Here is a 16,285-nt window from a genome sequence, read left to right as displayed (position 1 = left end):
CTTAGTTATTAGCGTATCTCGTTTTCTCTTAGAATACTTACAACTATTAACGTTGTTATGTTTTTGGAGGATAGTGAATGAAGTTGCTGATTATCGGTTTTTGTATTTTACTTTCTATTCTAGCGTTCGCTAAAGAGATCGATACAGATAAAAGCTTTTTGAAATGGCATGCAAGTAAAGTTGGTGGCAAGCACTGGGGCCATGTTAAATTTCAAAAAGGAACGATTGAGCACAATGATAAAGGAGAACCTGTTAAGGGAATTTTTACTGTGCAGATGAATACAATCGATGTGCGTGATCTTGAAGGTGAGTGGAAGGATAAGCTACAAAATCATCTTCGCCAAAGTGACTTCTTTGAGATCGAAAAATATCCAACGGCGATGATGGAAACAAAATCAATTACAAAGATTGCAAAGAATAAATATAAAGTCGTTGCTGACTTTAAGATTAAGAAAATTACACGTCCACTAACATTCGATATGATCTACGATGGAAAGAAGGCCACGGGGAAAGTTAGCTTTGACCGAACAAAATTTGGCATTAAATATCGATCATCTTTATTGGGCACTGTGGCAGATAAGGTTATTCACGACAAAGTTGATTTAGAATTCAATGTTCAATAGCTTGATATTACATTCTAAAAATGAACACGTAGCATAAGTCTAAGTAATAGATGCACGTCAGTTTAATCTATGTTAAGTTTTGGCGTATGAAAGCCGGAAGAATCGACATCGCATTTTTTGAAAAAGACCAATACTTATTTCCAATCAATAGAAGAAGTAAGAATCCAATCGTCGACTATAAAAATGAACTCGTTAAAAAATCAATTGCGAAAGAGCTTAACTTGAAAGTTAAGAATATCTCGTTAGATAGTATTAAAAATACAAAGAAGTAATTAAAATAATCTCTTTTCTTCAGGAAGCTCAACAGTCACTAAATTTCCACTTCTCCACGGATCATCAAAAACTAATTTTGAAGCGATAAGGGCAAGACCTGTGTCGTTTCCATTACCTTTACCATAACGATTATCTCCCATAACTGGAAAACCAAGTTCAGTAAATTGGATACGAATCTGGTGTTTACGGCCTGTGATAAGATTAACTTCTACAAGAGCAGTTTTATCGAGGTATTTCTTCACTTCATATTCTAGAACAGCATCTTTTCCATCAATAACACTCTCAAGACGCTTAACTTTTTCTGGCTTCCCTTTGACTTCGGCCTGATACGTCTTTTGAATTTTGTGATTCTTAATTTGATCAGAAAACGCTCGAGCAGCTTTCTTTGTATATGCAATCATCATAAGGCCTGCTGTTTCTTTATCTAGCCTGTGAATGAGAAAAGGTTCGCGACCAGTGCGCTTGTGAACTTCGCGAAGAATTGTGTATTCATCGCCATACTTTGTCCCCTGACATAGAAGTCCAGCAGGTTTGAAGTAAACGCCATAGTGGTGAGTTTCATGCATACATTGAACTGAACTCATATCGAATTCACCGATATTTGGATCGACATATAATTTAATTGTTTGGCCGCGCTTTATTTCTGTCTTGGCCTTGCGAATACGTTCTGGCTTTGCAGTCTTTGTCCAACAAGCACCTTGTTTCATAAGATTTTTGATCTTAATTTTTGAAAGCTCAATTCCTGACTTCGCACATTTTTCTGCAAGTAGGTCCGCTGCTGTTGTATCTGTATTGGCCTTGGCCGTAATGCTAAATTTAGTCATAATTTAATACCCGTTAAAGTAAGGACAACCGCTGCATCCACTCTGGCAACAGTCATTAATATCGGCCTCTTCATCAATTCTAAGGTTTGGTGAAACAAGAGATAGGCTATATGTTTTTATACCGCGAACATTTCCAATTAATGTGAAAAGCTCAGGGCCTTGAAGAGGAGTCTCCATTGTTCCTAAATTAAGAGATAGGGCCAGGTGGTGAGCAATCGACTTCGTATCACAAAGAATATTGAACTCAGGTTCAATATTAGAAGTAACTAGGTATTTCTCTGCATATGATTCAATGATATATTCTTTCATAAATAATCCAAATCGATTAAGGTAGCGCCATGTTTTACGATTTCCCGATAAAATATCACGAACCTGTTTTCCGTCCTCCTTCTGAAGGACGTTCTCTCCTTATACAACAAACCATTGGTTGCTCCAATAATAAATGTACATATTGCAATATGTATCGATCTAAGACTTATAAAGAGAGAAACAGCGTCGAGGTAATCGAGGATATCAGAAAGGCGGCAGCTTACTATCGTCGATTTGAAATGCGTCCCTCTAAAGTATTTTTATGTGATGGAGATGCGCTTGGGGCCCCAACTGAAGACCTTTATAAGAGTCTTTTGGCAATTGGCGAGGAGTTTGGCGATATTCGCGTCGGTGTCTACGCAACAGCACAGAATATGCTGGATAAGACTGAAGAAGAGCTTCGTTACCTAAAGGAAGCAGGACTAGGAATCGCTTATCTTGGGATGGAGTCTGGTTGTGACAAGGTTCTCCATATGACGGTTAAGGGCAATAGCGCCCAAGATATGATTGATGGATCAAAAAAAGTCATGGATGCAGGGATGAAATTATCGGTGATTGCCATGTTGGGGCTTGGTGGAAAGAAGCACACGGAAACTCATGTAAAGGAGACGGCGAGAGTTCTTTCTGAAATTTCACCAGATTACCTGTCATTTCTTACGACAATGGCGGTTGAGGGGACTCCGTATTACCGAATGGTACAACGAGGCTTTGAAATGCTTACGACTAAGGAGATACTAGGGGAGATGCACGACATTCTCTCTGGGATAAAAGCCTCTCGAGAAATTTTACTTAGAATTAATCACGTCTCAAATATGTATCCAATTGGAGGGAGTCTTCCTCAAGATCAGTCCACGATAATTCAGCAGGTTAAGCAGTGGTTTGTTGAAGCTCCAGAGGGAACATATCCACCAAAACCTTCACATATGTAGGATTTAGCAGTATAAATTGGCCATGACTCAAGAACAGTACAATATCGCATTTATCATTTTATCAGTTTTAGTATTTATCCTTTCAATGGGGGTAGGCTTTTTCTATATTAAGCTTAAAGAAGAGACGAGAAAGCGCATTGCTGAACATGACAAGATGGAAGCAAAGGAAAAAGAGCGCCAGGCATTCGTGCGCGATAGTCTTATTACAATTGCTCGTGCCTTTGTTCAAAAACAATGTGAGGCAAGTGAAGCCTGTATTCGTTTAAGAATGCTTATTGACCGCGTGGACTTTGTTGAAAACGAAGAGTATCCGATTATCTTTTCAATGTATGAGGAAATTAAACATTTCCCAACTCACCAATCTCGAAAAGAGCTATCAAAACAAGAGCGTTTCTCACAAGATAAAGAGAGATTTGCAATTGAAGACAAACACATGGATAATTTAACTAACGAGTGTAATAAGCTAATCACAAATCTCACGGTTAATTAATGCAATACTATGTCCACAATCTTAATCCAATTGCTCTCGATTTTTTGGGAGTTAAGATTGCTTGGTATTGGTTGGCCTACTTCTTTGGCTACTTCTGGACACTTTATTTAGGAAAATACCTCATAAAAAGAGAGGGACTAAGTGTCTCATTTCATCACTATCTAAATTATTTATTCACTGGCTTCTTTATGATGCTTGCAGGTGGAAAGCTCTTTTATATCTTCTTTTATAATTTTAATTACTATGCACAAGACTTAAAGCGCGTTTTCTATTTTTGGCAAGGTGGCATGAGCTTTCATGGTGCACTTATTGGTGGAGCTCTTTGGACATATTATTACGCTAAAAAGCACGGACTTAAATTCTTTGCCCTAACAGATATTGTCCTAACAAGTGTAGGCCCGGCCATTATGTTTGGGCGAATCGCAAATTTTATCAATGGAGAACTTGCGGGGAGAGTGACAGATGTTTCTTGGGCAGTGATTTTTCCAAGACTTTACGACTCAAGCCCTCGCCATCCTTCACAGCTTTATGAAGCCTTCCTCGAAGGATTTGTCCTATTTCTCATTTTATTTACTTTGAAAAAGAATTTAAAAAGACCAGCTTTAAACTCTGGCCTTTTTCTTATCATTTATGGAATTGGTCGCTTCATTGTTGAGTTCTTTAGAACTCCTGATCCACAAATTGGGCTCTTCTTTAACCTGTTTTCTGTGGGACAATTCTATTGTCTAGCAATGATTTTGATTGGGGCCGCTATTATTTTTTGGCCTTCTCATTTATCGCGTTCTCATACTGCTTAAGTAGTTCTGGATCGATCTCTGTTGGAGTGATTTTGCGGAAGCTCTTACGGGCATTGATCATATTCTCACACTTGTGGACAGCACCGTCTCCTTCGACTGGAACGTTTTTACGCCCATCTTTCATCCAAGTAATTTCCTTTCCACAATAACGACATGATGCCATGAGTAACTCCCTGATTTTAAAGCAATTTAGAGTGTCAATTTTAGTGGTTTTAGGTTATTCTAACAACTATAAAAATAAACTGGAGTGCATAGTGTTAGATATCAAATTTATCAGAGAAAATGTTGATTTAATGAAAGAGGTAATTGCAAATAAGCGTATCGGTCTAGACCTAGATGAGCTACTGACAATTGACTCGAAACTCTCTGAATTAAAGACAAAGCAGCAGGATTTACAAGAGAAGAGAAATGCTCACTCAAAATTAATCCCTCAGGCATCTAACGAAGACAGGCCAAAACTTATTGCTGAAGGTAAGGAAATTGCCAACGAGCTTAAGGAAATGAATCCAGAAATTAGTGATCTTGAAGAAAAACTTAAGGCACTGATGTACGTTGTTCCAATGGTTCCATCAAAAGATGCACCAGTTGGTAAAGACGATAGTGAAAACGTAGTTAGTCGTGTTGAAGGTGATAAACCAAATTTCTCATTTGCACCAAGACACCACGTTGAAATTTTAGAAATGAATGAGTGGGCAGAGTTTAAAAATATCGCAAAAGTTTGTGGTTCACGTTCTTACTCTCTTAGAAATGACATGGTTCTTTTAGAGATGGCCATGCACCGTCTTGCTCTAGATATGCTAACTGAAAAGGGATTTACACTTGTTTCATCTCCATCGATGGCAAGAGAAGATGCACTATATGGTACAGGTCACTTCCCGACAGGAAGAGAAGATGCTTACTATATTCCTGAGCACGATATCTATCTTTCAGGAACAGCTGAAGTTCAATTAAATAGTCTACACGGTGGTGAGATTCTAAGTGAATCAGATCTTCCAATTTTATATGCAGGTTTCTCTCCATGTTTTAGAGGGGAAGCAGGAAGTTATGGAAAGGATGTAAAGGGCCTAATCCGTGTACACCAATTCCAAAAAACAGAACAGTTCGTTATCTGTAAAGGTGATGAAGCAGAGTCTGAAAAATGGCACAAGTCACTTCTTGAAGCAGCAGAAGAATTCTGTAAGGCGCTTGAGCTTCCATATCAAATCCTTGAAGTTTGTACGGGTGATATGGGTGCAGGTAAATTCCGTATGTACGATATTGAATGTTGGGTACCAAGTGAAGAAAAGTACCGTGAGACACACTCATGTTCAGCACTTCATGACTGGCAAGCAAGAAGAACAAATACTCGCTACAGAGATGCAGATGGAAACGTTAAGCACGTATTCACGCTAAATAATACAATGGTTGCTACGCCAAGAATTCTTGTTCCATTTATTGAAAATCATCAACAAGAAGATGGATCTGTTTATGTTCCTGAAAAACTTAGAGCATATATGGGCGGAAAAGAAGTTCTTAAAGGGCGTAACCGCCAGTAGGTGATTAAGAGGGAAGGATCAGGCTTATTGTCTGAACTCCTTGTTCACTTCGTGATAACTTGAGCTCACATCCATGCGTCTTTGTCATGGATTGGGCCAAGGCAATCATTTGGGTATTTGTATTGAGCATCTCACCCTCAAGAATTTTAATCCCTCGAGACTTTGCTTCTAAGATTAATAAACCTAGTAGCTCCTTTCCAATACCAAGTCCTTGATACTTATCAATGATTGTTATCGCAAATTCTGCAACTTTTGAATTATCTCGGTGAATATCAAAACGGGCAACCCCCATTGGATGAGCAGGGGAAGTAATCGTTGCCACGCCAATGGCATAATGAAATCTCTTATCAAATTCAGTTAAATTGATAAGCTCTTTTGCTGTTAAACCTTTCTTTGCACCAAAGAAACGATGATAGATAGACTTGGGCTCCATCTCGTGCAGACCTTCAAGAAGCATTTTCTTGTCAAATGGACTAATCTCGCGAATCTGCGCCTTGTGTCCTTTAAAGTCGTAAATATGATCAAGAGCTAGAGCTTCCACATCCAAATAGTATCATAGCTTTATTTGTGAGTATGATTTTTTTGACACAGCCTCCACTAAATGCGTAAAATTATAAGTAAAGTACTTATGGAGGAGACTTAATAATGGATAATTTCTACCCACTTAAAAAAGTGGCCGATATATATGGTGACCCAAATCTAAAATTTGATATTCAAGATCTTGAATCTTCTGGTCAAATTCCAGCTTCTCGCAAGTATAGAAGTGGAGCAATTTTTAGAAAAGGTTGGCCGGTTAATTTACTTCCACAAATTGGTGAACAAATTGGTTATTTCAAAAAATTTGATAAGCCTACTTCTGTTTGTGTATTCACAACAAAAGGTGGAGTTCTTAAGTCGACTCTAGCACTAAATCTTGCACGCACAGCTGCTCTTCACGGACAGCGCGTTTGTGTCGTAGGCCTTGATATTCAAGGAGATGTGACGACGTCACTTGGTTATGACACTGAGTCTGATGACAGTGGTAGCCTTGATGAATTAATTCAAAAATTAGATCAAACAAAAGGTCTTTGTGATTACTTCTCTGGTGAGGCAACTCTTGATGAAGTCATTGTTCAGCTTGGATTACCAAATCTTTTTATTATTCCTGAGACGCCAGAGCTTGTTGCCTTAAACGACTCTCTTAATAATATTAACCGTCGTGAATTTTGGTTAAAGGAAAGAGTTATCGATCCTTTAAAAGAACACTTTGATCTTGTGATTATGGACTGTTCACCAAACTGGAATAAGCTGACAACTAATGCTCTTGTAGCAAGTGATGCTCTTGTTTCTCCACTTGAATGTAAAATTAATAATTTTAGAAACTTCAGAGTTTTCTCTCACTTTTTAAAAGAATTTAAAGATGAAATGAGACTCGATTTTGAATCAATTTTTGTTCCAACTAAGTATTCTACGAATAAGAAACTTAGTAACGATATTCTAAATTGGTACTATCAGAATGTTGCAGGCTGTACGACTGTTGGTATTAAAGAGTCTGTATCTGCTGAAGAGGCAATGGCCCTTAATCTTTCAATTGCAGAACATGCAGCAGGAAAGCCCATTGCAAAGGATACAGTCGAGCTATTTAAGCAAATTCATCATGCGATTTCGAACTATCACACTAGAAAGTCTGAGCAAGAGGAACTTCCGGCCCATCAGGCAAGAGTTTTTGGTGGACTTGGGCAAGCTAACTTTGGAAATTTAAGTAATAGGTTTTAATTATGGCCATTGGTTTAAATGATATTACAGCTAAGAAGCAGGCCAAGAAAGTTGAAGTTGTTTCGGCCGTTGAGGAAGTATTAGAGAAGCAGCAAAGGCCTTGGGACGGAAAATTTCAGGCCCAAAAGAGTTCTGTTGCTAATCAGGCCGTAAAAAGAGCTAGAGAAATAACTGCTAAAAATGAATTGCACGCAAAAGAGCTTCGTCAGAATTTCACAAGTGCACAAAAAGAGTTAGAGATTAATCAGTATATTGAAAATCGTGAAAAAGAATTTGTTAATTTAGATTCATCTAAAAATATGCTCAAGTCGAGAACTCGTATCAAAACTCAGCGATCACTATTTAAAAGACTTAGAGATTCAATCTTTAGGTCTTAGCTTCATATCGATATTGAAGTTGTGAAACTCTTTATCGTTGAAACAATGAAGAATCTTAGGGGAGTATTTTTTTATTACATCTTTAGAATTTGCTCCTCTAAAGAGTTCATTGAAAGCATTAGAACATACTGCTTTTGTAAATTTATGCTTTATTCCACTACATTTTTTTATAAAGTCACATGATTGAGGATAACCGCGATAGCATCTCATCGACTCAATATCACAAGTATTCTCATCGACGACTTTTGTGTCGCAAGATGAGAGAAGAAGAACTAAAACGAATAGACTAGACAATACCTTCATCAATTAAGACATCCTTAAATTTATTAATCACATCATGCTCATAGTGATTAAGTTGATTCATTGTAAGTTCTGTAAGTGCGTCTCGAGCATTCATTTTACTTACTGTAACCATTTTGTCGTATGTATTTACGAGTGAGATAATCATGATCGGCAAACTCAATGTCTTAAGTTTATTTGGTCCTGAACCACCTTTTACTTCTTCGTGGTTTACGATTAGATCAAGAACACCTTTTGTTACCCATGGTTTGTCTTTCAATGCACTAACTGCATCTTTTACGTGAAGGCCGTAAACTCTTTTTTCATCATCGCTGAGTTCATCTTTTGGTTTCTTAAATAGCTCTTGGTCTTGGCTATTTAATCGCGTGATACCAACATCGTGTAGTAGGCTAGCTGTGGCTATATTTGAGATGTCACTATCATTACAACCAACTCTTATTGCAAGTCTCGTTGCAAGAGTCGCAACATTCATTGAGTGTTCGATAATTAAATTTGAATCGATTGTTTTCTTTTCGAAGAACTTCTTCAAAGCATCAGGGCCAGATGAGAGAACTTTTTTAAGCTGTACTGCTGCTATCTCAGTCATTTGGTAATTTTCTTCTTTTTCTGGTGCATTGAGTGACTGCTCAATCGCTGTTTTACAAGCACCATCTACAATTTCAACTTTCTCTTCTAGAGGAAGATCAAAGTCTTGAACTTTCGAATCAAGAAGATCTTTAATATATTGCTGATATTTATCAACTTCATTTTCAAGAATATAGAACTTTGCAACTTGTTGTTTATTTAGCTTTTCGAGCTTCTCTTGTGATATGGCCGTACCAGCATCTTGATATTTAAGATAAGTCTCTTTGAAGTAAATATACAAATCAAACGGTATAACGCTTTCTGGCTCAATCGTTGTGATTCTTAGAGGGTAGTAATTCATAAATCCTATTTCATTAAAACTAATAATAAAGTCTATTAGTTTAATTTTATGGTGAATTAGGAATTTATACAACTATCTGAACTTATAGCTTCTGTGGACTATTAAGGGGGATATAAAGTGCGACTAGAGTACCTACGGGTTTTCGCTCAATTGTGAACTTTATCTTAAGTAATTCGCAATATGAGCGAATAATGAAGTAACCAAAACCGGAACCTTTTTCTCCTAAAGTTCCAAAACTTATTCCCGTATCAATCTTATTATAGATTTGTTCAAGCTTCTTTTTACTTATCCCTATACCGTTGTCTTGTATTTCTAGCTTTAAAGCTTGATCCACTTGCGTACATGAGATCTTTATCATTCCTTCGTTTTGAGTAAATTTTATTGAGTTGGAGATGATATTTCCAAGAATCTGATGAGTAAGGATGGCAAGATTTGAATAAACTCTAAGCTCTTGTTTAACCTCAGGAACCTCGATTGAGATTTTCTTTCGTTCACATTGAGGTGTAAAGATAGTTTGAATATTATCCAGTAAACTCTTAATCTCTACATAATCAAGCTGTGGCTCATTATTAATTAATTCCTGTTCGGCCTTAACGTTATCGAGAATATCTTTAATGTGCATACAGGCCGAATAGACTTTTGGCCACGCTCTAGCTTCTTCAACGTAACCACGTCGAATATAACGGCTTGAATAACCAATGATAACAAATAAAGAATTTGCAATATCGTGTGAAAGAACTCTTAGTAAGCGAATATATTTCTGCTTATCTAGATTCTTTATAAAGCTAATTTCATTCTCTTTTTGTAGCCTATTTATCTTAAGGCTTAAGGCAATTGAAAGAGTAAATGATTCAACCATATTTCCTAAGAGGATAGAGTTTTGAGTGAAGTCGTTATCGGTAAAGAATCCATAGATAGTCGCAAAATAAGCAAAAATTCCAACGTTCATGATGAGCCATGAAAGAAGATAGACTTTTGATTCAATCGTTGGGTTTGTAATATTAGTATATATCGAAATATAAATAATGAAGATCACAAGTGTTAAGACGTAAATATCGACAAGTGGTCCAATGATAAAATTATATGAATCAAAGAAAGAGAAGACGGTTGAGGTGATTAGAGTAATTGATATCAGAGCATAAATTTTTTCTGCCTTCTTAATAATAGGCTTCTTAAAGAAGTCGATACTCAAGAGATCTTTTGTAAACTTATATAAGTAGTTACATGAAATCATTGCATAGACACCAAGGTATTTAATATGGTTGTCTAAAGAAAGAACTCCTTGTGTGTATCCAGATAATGCTAAGACAGAGTTAATCATAAAAAAGATAAACACTGAGTAGACAATATAGATTGATTCTTTATTTATCATTCCAAGAATCAGGTTATATATTAATAACGTACACATAAAGCCTAGATAAATAGATAAGCTAATTATCCTGGTTTGCTCTGTTTTTTGAATATATTTAGTATCTGCAAGCAAGGCCTTTGTATCAAACTTATGAAGACTATGAGTTTTGATAACAATCGTTTTTTTCTCTCCTGGATTTAGATCGATACTTAGCGATTTATGGAGTGTCGTATTTGAATTGATTTTATCTTTAGGAAAATTAGAAAGTTGCTTACTGTCTTGATTGAGAAAGTAAACTTCATTTAATCTAAAAGTGTGAGTATTAAAATACAGCTCTTTATGTACAGAATGCTCGAGTGAGTTTTTAAATTGAACGCGAAGATAAATATTTTTATTTGTGTATTCTAAGTTTAAAACACTTTTATCGTTCGTCGTGAATCCATCTGGTGTGTATTCTTTATTATCAGATAGCTTATATTCAACATATTTTGAAATATTATGATTTTGATCTTTGAAAGTCTCTTTATTAATTTGTACAATTGACTCTGTAGCGAGAATTTCTTTTGCTGGAATGAAAAGAAGAAGCAATAATAAGAAACGATAAATGAACTTGATCACGAAGAGAGTATAATTTTTTTGAACCAATCTTTAAATAACAATTGTGTATATAAATGAAAAAAAACTTAAATTTCTACTTTGATTTTACATCTCCTTACTCATACTTAAGTATGTTGCAGTTAGACGCAGGGCTTCTTTCTGAGAAATATGAAATTAACTTCTGTCCAGTGATGGTGGGAAGGCTATTTGCATTAAATGAGATGAGTGCTCCTGCACAAACTAAGAATAAAGCACTCTACTTATTTAAAGAGGCGTTAAGGACAGCGGATAAAATGGAAGTAAAACTTACTTCACCAAAAATGCTTCCGTTCAATTCTTTACCTTACTTAAGAATGGCCCTTGGACTTAGGGATGATAAATTAAAACAGGCAAACTTTATTCTTAATACATTTCATTTTGGTTGGAAATACGGTCATGATTTTAATGACTATGATCAGTTTAAAGAATTTATTACTGAAAAATGTTTGACACTAGAAGAGTATGAACGTTTAGATAGTGATCGTAATTTGAAGAAAGAATTAAAGCTTGTTATCAATGAAGCGTTTGATAAAGGCGTCTTTGGTGTTCCAACATTTGAAGTTGACGATGATTTTTATTGGGGGAACCACAATATAGACTTTCTCGCTAAAAATAAATTTTTAGATTATAATGAACACGAAGAATTTATTAACTTTAAAAAATTCTTCGAGGAAGAAAAATGAAATTGAAATTAAAACTACTTTTTATTATCTTAATTGGCCTAAGCGTTCATGCAGACACTAAGGTTATGATGCAGACAAATTATGGGGACATCACTATTAAGCTGTATGATAAAAAGGCACCCGAAACAGTAAAAAACTTTTTAAGCTACGTTAATTCTGGATTCTACAATGGAACTATTTTTCACCGTGTTATTGACGGATTCATGATTCAAGGTGGGGGATACGATACAAGTCTTAAGAAGAAAAAAACAGAAAAGCCAATTAAGAACGAAGCAACAAATGGCCTAAGTAATGTTCTTGGAACAATTGCAATGGCAAGAACTTCTGTGATTAATTCTGCAACTTCTCAATTCTTTATTAACGTAAAAGATAATAACTTCCTGGATCACTCAGGGCCGACTCCATCTCAGTATGGTTACGCTGTATTTGGAAAGGTTGTTAGTGGAATGGCCGTTGTTAATAGAATCAAGAAGTCAAAAACTGGAAGAAATGGTCCATTTCAAAATCTTCCAGCTTCAAATATTGAGATTAAGAAGGTTTACGTCCTACCTTAATTCTCAAAACAAACCAAAATACTCAGATATGGCATTTATAAATAGCAAATTCTTCGTAGGGAAGAATTTGCTGATTTAGTTAAGATATAATCTGGGTATGGGCTCATTAAAGATAAGTAGCAAAACAAATAATAAGTTATCTAGTAAATCGAATTTAAATTATTCTAAATTTAGTCAAATTAATGGAAAACATCCTCTGCAGCAAAGTTGTCCGGATTCGTTTATCACGTATCAAGTCCGAAAAAGACATGGGGGAAGTGTTGCTTACTTTAATTTTGAATTGGCAAAAGAGATGGGTTTAATTTCTGAAGGCCATGATAATACTTTGACTAAAGATTTGGCCCAAAGAATTCTTGAGACTTTCTCGATTGTGATTATCAATGAATACGATATTGAAAATGGGATCGAGTATCCAGAAGATGAGATTCTACCAAATCGCTATATGGCAACTCGCTACTTGCAGCTACAACATCCAAATAAGCAGGGAAAGACTTCGGGTGATGGACGCTCGATCTGGAATGGTACAGTTGAGCACAATGGGCTTACTTGGGATATCTCGAGTCAGGGGACTGGAGCAACAAAGTTATCACCTGCAACCCATATACAAAATAAATACTTTAAAACAGGTGATCCATCTATTTCGTATGGATGTGGCTACTCTGAGTTTGATGAAGGACTAGCAACTCTAATGTTCTCTGAAGTTATGCAAAAGAATAACTATGAGACAGAGAGATGTTTGGCCATCATTAAATTTAAAGACAATATTTCAATTAATGTTAGGGCCAATAGTAACTTAATTAGACCTTCTCATATGTTTAATCATCTAAAGCAGGCCAATTATGATGCTTTAAAAAATATTGTTAATTACTATATTGATCGCCAAAAGATTAATGGTGAATGGCAAAGAGTCCCAAAAACTGCGAAGGCAAGATATCGTTATTTTTTAAAGAAACAGGTGGAAGTATTTGCAAAGCTTGCTGCTAATTTTGAAGATGATTATATCTTTTGTTGGCTTGATTGGGATGGCGATAATATTCTTATGAATGGTGGTATCATCGATTATGGTTCGATTAGACAGTTTGGTCTTTATCATCATGAATACCGATTCGATGATGTTCAACGTTATTCCACTACCATTAAAGAACAAAAAGATAAGGCGAAGTATATTGTTCAGTCCTTTATTCAAATTGTGGACTTTTTAGAAACAAAAGAAAAGAAAGCGATAGCTGATTTTTCAACTAGTGAGTACCTTGAACAATTTGATGAAATTTTTGAAACTCAAAAGAAGTATAACCTAATTTCTAAAATTGGGATTTCTCCGAAGTATCATGATTGGCTGGTAAAGAAGCACTCACATAAGATTGAAAATTTACAAAAGCCATTCTATTACTTTGAAAAGGCAAAATCTAGCTTTGGTCTTTATGAGGTGAGTGATGGTATTTGCTGGGATGCCATTTTTAGTATGCGAGATATTCTACGTGAATATCCTCAGCTTATTTTAAGCCGTGGTGAATGGATTACACGAGATGAATTTATCAATATCGCTAAGTCTAGTTATGCGAGTCAATCTGATTTAGAGATTAATACATATCGTGCAAATAAAATCGATGCATTTCAAGATTCCTATATTGAATTATTACATCTTGTTGCTAAAAAATCTAAGAAGAGATTTGATGATATTCTTCTTGAAGTTGTTATGCGCTCATCGATTATAAACAAGTTTGAAAGAGTAACAGGTGATAGTATTGCTCGTATCGTCGATTCTATGATGAAGAAGTATAAGAAATTTGACCCACTTACTATCTTCAATGTTGTTCGTGACTTTAGAGAACACCAAACGTTTGACCCTGATAATGTAAGTCCAAAGAGTGATCGTGTGGCAAACGAGAAAAAACATTTAAAACCAATTGTAAAAGAACTTCTTAAAATTGTAAGAGACTATAGAGAAGGCATCTAAGAAATGAAAATTGGATTATATGGTGGTGGCGACTTTTGTGATAATGTCGAAATTGACGAACATATCTTAGAGCTTTGTAATAGTGAATCTCCAAGTATAACTTTTATTCCAGCAGGTTCCTACGAATCAGAATTAGATTTTATCGATTTAATTATGGCCTATAAGAAAATAGGTTTTAAAAGGTTTATCCATCTTCCTGTTGATCATGAATTTGACAGAACTCTCAAAGAAGAGGCACTTCAAAGTGACGTGATTCATCTCGGTGGAGGTAATACGTTTTATTTCTTAAAGCACTTAAAAGAAAGTGGGATGTTTGAAGAACTCATCGATTATGTCGAAAATGGTGGAATTTTAACAGGCCTTTCAGCTGGTGCAATTATTACGACTCCAAATATTATGACAGCATCATTTCCGCCATGGGATCGTGATGATAATGACGATGATGTCACAGACTTTAAGGCCATGAATATTATTGATTTCGAGTTTTTTCCTCATTATCGTAAATCAAAACGCTACGATGACGAGTTAAAGAGACATTCTATATTCTCTCGTTTTCCAATTTATGCTTGTCCTGATGGGAGTGGCCTAGTCGTTACTGATGAAGAAATTGTTGTTCATGGAGAGTGCTATATTTTTGAAAAGGGCCAAAAATATAAACTATAACTTTCTTTTACTCGGTCTTGTTAGCAAGAAAACAATAACTCCAATACCAATTAATGAAACGATAACTTTTATCGTCGGATTCACTTCAACGTAAATTAGCGTATATGAAAAGAGTGCTACGATCATTGAGATGGCAATGATTTTAGATTTTACACTCACAACTCCATATTTATTCCAGTCAGTAATAATTGGGCCAAAAATCTTATGATCTAGTAGCCACTGATAGTACTTTTCATTACTTTGCGAAAAGAAGTAGGCACTTAAAAGAAGAAAAGGAGTTGTTGGAATAAGAGGAAGAAAAATACCAATAAAAGCAAGAATCACAAATGCAATTCCGAAACTAAGGTAAATGGCCTTTCTGCTCTTATTAATCATTAAAAAGTCTTTATTGGTGAATTCGGCTTTTTCTTTGCTCTAATACAAAACCTTACTGGAGCAGGATAGCCTTCTACTGTTTTCGTTTGATCTTCAGTATCTAAGAAGTCCTCAAGGGATTGATGTGGTGGAGGACACCATTTCGTTTGTCTTTGTTCTTCAAAATTTGTCGTTGAAACAGAGACAACTTCCATATCAATGAAGCCTGTTCGATTAATCCAATTCTTAAGACAGCTTAGAGTTGGAAGAAACCATACATTTCTCATCTTTGAGTAACGATCTTCTGGGAATAGGCAGATTGTCTCCTCTCCTGGAATACCAATTGTTTCCATAATCATTTCTCCTCCAGGAACAAGAGATTCTCTGATCGAGATTAATTGCTCAAGTGGATGACGGTGATGATAGAGAACGCCCATCGAGAAAACAACATCAAAGAATGATCTAAAATTTGGAAGATCTTCGATACCAAATAATTCAAATTTTAAATTATCATATTTCTTAAAGTGATTAATGAATTCAAATTGGGCCTGATTGTGTAAGACAGGATCAATTCCAAGAACTAACTTTGGTTCTTGTTTGGCCATCTCAAACATATAGTAGCCGTTATTACAGCCTACATCTAAAACAACCTTATCTTTTAAATTTGGAAGAGATTCTTTTAGTCTTTCCCATTTTTTATCTGAGCGCCATTCGGCATCAATATCAAGCTCTCCAACTTGAAAAGGTCCTTTTCGCCATGGAATAAGCTTTGTCGCAGTTTCAAGGGTTTCGCTCGAGTTCTCTTGAAGAGATGGGATGACATCAAAGATCTCTTTGTATTCTTTCTGATATTTTGTGCGAAACATTTGAAGCTTGTCTTCTTTAAGTTGTCTTAAAGATTCAATATCAACACGATTACCAAATTTTTCTAAATACTCTAAACTATCCAT

General features: G+C 35.7%; 21 protein-coding genes. 12 read left to right on the top strand and 9 right to left on the bottom strand.

The window, feature by feature from the left end:
• Positions 1 to 77 precede the first annotated feature (77 nt).
• Entirely contained in the window at positions 78 to 623 is a 546-nt protein-coding gene (locus ABMA70_RS05300; RefSeq protein ID WP_103216568.1) for a YceI family protein, read from the top strand.
• Between the two features lie 50 nt (positions 624 to 673).
• Positions 674 to 895, top strand: coding sequence for a hypothetical protein (locus tag ABMA70_RS05295; protein ID WP_103216569.1), 222 nt, complete (start codon positions 674 to 676; stop codon positions 893 to 895).
• On the opposite strand, the gene ABMA70_RS05290 is transcribed toward ABMA70_RS05295, so the two are convergent.
• Positions 896 to 1,720, bottom strand: a complete 825-nt coding sequence (locus tag ABMA70_RS05290; RefSeq protein ID WP_103216570.1) for an RluA family pseudouridine synthase — start codon at positions 1,718 to 1,720, stop codon at positions 896 to 898. It lies immediately after the preceding gene.
• Positions 1,721 to 1,723: 3 nt separating this feature from the next.
• A complete protein-coding gene (locus tag ABMA70_RS05285; protein WP_146037750.1) occupies positions 1,724 to 2,029 on the bottom strand; it encodes a hypothetical protein in 306 nt (101 codons plus the stop codon).
• 29 nt (positions 2,030 to 2,058) lie between these two features.
• Between ABMA70_RS05285 and ABMA70_RS05280 the strand changes: the two genes are divergently transcribed.
• From ABMA70_RS05280 to lgt, 3 genes are read left to right on the top strand one after another with little or no spacing between them, the layout of a single operon-like run.
• The gene (locus ABMA70_RS05280) at positions 2,059 to 2,958 is read left to right on the top strand and encodes a radical SAM protein (RefSeq protein WP_392991123.1); all 900 of its coding nucleotides are present in this window, start codon (positions 2,059 to 2,061) and stop codon (positions 2,956 to 2,958) included.
• A 22-nt stretch (positions 2,959 to 2,980) separates the two neighbouring features.
• Complete coding sequence (locus ABMA70_RS05275; protein WP_103216573.1) at positions 2,981 to 3,448, top strand: DUF2489 domain-containing protein; 468 nt, start codon at positions 2,981 to 2,983, stop codon at positions 3,446 to 3,448.
• Complete coding sequence (gene lgt / locus ABMA70_RS05270) at positions 3,448 to 4,245, top strand: prolipoprotein diacylglyceryl transferase (RefSeq protein WP_103216574.1); 798 nt, start codon at positions 3,448 to 3,450, stop codon at positions 4,243 to 4,245. The genes ABMA70_RS05275 and lgt overlap by 1 nt, the downstream gene beginning before the upstream one ends.
• Here the strand turns inward: lgt and ABMA70_RS05265 are convergent.
• Positions 4,202 to 4,408 carry a hypothetical protein gene (locus tag ABMA70_RS05265; protein ID WP_103216575.1) on the bottom strand — a complete coding sequence of 69 codons (207 nt, stop codon included), beginning with the start codon at positions 4,406 to 4,408 and terminating at the stop codon, positions 4,202 to 4,204. The genes lgt and ABMA70_RS05265 overlap by 44 nt on opposite strands.
• Before the next feature lie 91 nt (positions 4,409 to 4,499).
• Between ABMA70_RS05265 and serS the strand changes: the two genes are divergently transcribed.
• Positions 4,500 to 5,780: a serine--tRNA ligase gene (serS, locus tag ABMA70_RS05260; RefSeq protein ID WP_392991126.1), complete on the top strand. Its 1,281-nt coding sequence runs from the start codon at positions 4,500 to 4,502 to the stop codon at positions 5,778 to 5,780.
• 4 nt (positions 5,781 to 5,784) lie between these two features.
• On the opposite strand, the gene ABMA70_RS05255 is transcribed toward serS, so the two are convergent.
• On the bottom strand, positions 5,785 to 6,321 hold the full coding sequence (locus tag ABMA70_RS05255) for a GNAT family N-acetyltransferase (RefSeq protein ID WP_392991128.1): 537 nt from the start codon (positions 6,319 to 6,321) through the stop codon (positions 5,785 to 5,787).
• A 104-nt stretch (positions 6,322 to 6,425) separates the two neighbouring features.
• Between ABMA70_RS05255 and ABMA70_RS05250 the strand changes: the two genes are divergently transcribed.
• Positions 6,426 to 7,535 carry a ParA family protein gene (locus ABMA70_RS05250; RefSeq protein ID WP_392991130.1) on the top strand — a complete coding sequence of 370 codons (1,110 nt, stop codon included), beginning with the start codon at positions 6,426 to 6,428 and terminating at the stop codon, positions 7,533 to 7,535.
• 2 nt (positions 7,536 to 7,537) lie between these two features.
• Positions 7,538 to 7,912, top strand: a complete 375-nt coding sequence (locus ABMA70_RS05245) for a hypothetical protein (protein WP_103216579.1) — start codon at positions 7,538 to 7,540, stop codon at positions 7,910 to 7,912.
• Here the strand turns inward: ABMA70_RS05245 and ABMA70_RS05240 are convergent.
• The 3 genes from ABMA70_RS05240 to ABMA70_RS05230 all read right to left on the bottom strand — a co-directional run bounded on the left by ABMA70_RS05240 (position 7,895) and on the right by ABMA70_RS05230 (position 11,106).
• A complete protein-coding gene (locus ABMA70_RS05240; RefSeq protein ID WP_392991132.1) occupies positions 7,895 to 8,218 on the bottom strand; it encodes a hypothetical protein in 324 nt (107 codons plus the stop codon). The genes ABMA70_RS05245 and ABMA70_RS05240 overlap by 18 nt on opposite strands.
• Positions 8,199 to 9,137 (bottom strand): HD-GYP domain-containing protein, encoded by a 939-nt coding sequence (locus ABMA70_RS05235; protein ID WP_392991134.1) that lies wholly within the window; start codon positions 9,135 to 9,137, stop codon positions 8,199 to 8,201. Before ABMA70_RS05235 ends, ABMA70_RS05240 begins: the two co-directional genes overlap by 20 nt.
• 82 nt (positions 9,138 to 9,219) lie before the next feature.
• The gene (locus ABMA70_RS05230) at positions 9,220 to 11,106 is read right to left on the bottom strand and encodes a 7TM diverse intracellular signaling domain-containing protein (RefSeq protein ID WP_392991135.1); all 1,887 of its coding nucleotides are present in this window, start codon (positions 11,104 to 11,106) and stop codon (positions 9,220 to 9,222) included.
• Positions 11,107 to 11,159: 53 nt separating this feature from the next.
• Here ABMA70_RS05230 and ABMA70_RS05225 point away from each other — a divergent pair, with 53 nt between their 5' ends.
• From ABMA70_RS05225 to ABMA70_RS05210, 4 genes are all read left to right on the top strand, one after another.
• Entirely contained in the window at positions 11,160 to 11,807 is a 648-nt protein-coding gene (locus ABMA70_RS05225) for a DsbA family protein (protein WP_103216583.1), read from the top strand.
• Entirely contained in the window at positions 11,804 to 12,361 is a 558-nt protein-coding gene (locus ABMA70_RS05220) for a peptidylprolyl isomerase (protein ID WP_103216584.1), read from the top strand. Before ABMA70_RS05225 ends, ABMA70_RS05220 begins: the two co-directional genes overlap by 4 nt.
• 97 nt (positions 12,362 to 12,458) lie before the next feature.
• A complete protein-coding gene (locus ABMA70_RS05215; protein WP_392991138.1) occupies positions 12,459 to 14,318 on the top strand; it encodes a hypothetical protein in 1,860 nt (619 codons plus the stop codon).
• 3 nt (positions 14,319 to 14,321) lie between these two features.
• On the top strand, positions 14,322 to 14,981 hold the full coding sequence (locus tag ABMA70_RS05210; RefSeq protein ID WP_103216586.1) for a Type 1 glutamine amidotransferase-like domain-containing protein: 660 nt from the start codon (positions 14,322 to 14,324) through the stop codon (positions 14,979 to 14,981).
• Here the strand turns inward: ABMA70_RS05210 and ABMA70_RS05205 are convergent.
• Positions 14,976 to 15,356: a YbaN family protein gene (locus ABMA70_RS05205; protein WP_103216587.1), complete on the bottom strand. Its 381-nt coding sequence runs from the start codon at positions 15,354 to 15,356 to the stop codon at positions 14,976 to 14,978. The two genes, ABMA70_RS05210 and ABMA70_RS05205, sit on opposite strands and share 6 nt — an antisense overlap.
• Positions 15,356 to 16,285, bottom strand: a complete 930-nt coding sequence (gene cmoB, locus ABMA70_RS05200; RefSeq protein WP_392991141.1) for a tRNA 5-methoxyuridine(34)/uridine 5-oxyacetic acid(34) synthase CmoB — start codon at positions 16,283 to 16,285, stop codon at positions 15,356 to 15,358. Before cmoB ends, ABMA70_RS05205 begins: the two co-directional genes overlap by 1 nt.

Source organism: Halobacteriovorax sp. XZX-3, from assembly GCF_043196495.1.
Classification (GTDB): Bacteria; Bdellovibrionota; Bacteriovoracia; order Bacteriovoracales; family Bacteriovoracaceae; genus Halobacteriovorax_A.
The sequence above is the reverse complement of the archived record's forward strand: the minus strand, read 5'-3'. Positions and strand labels throughout refer to the sequence as shown.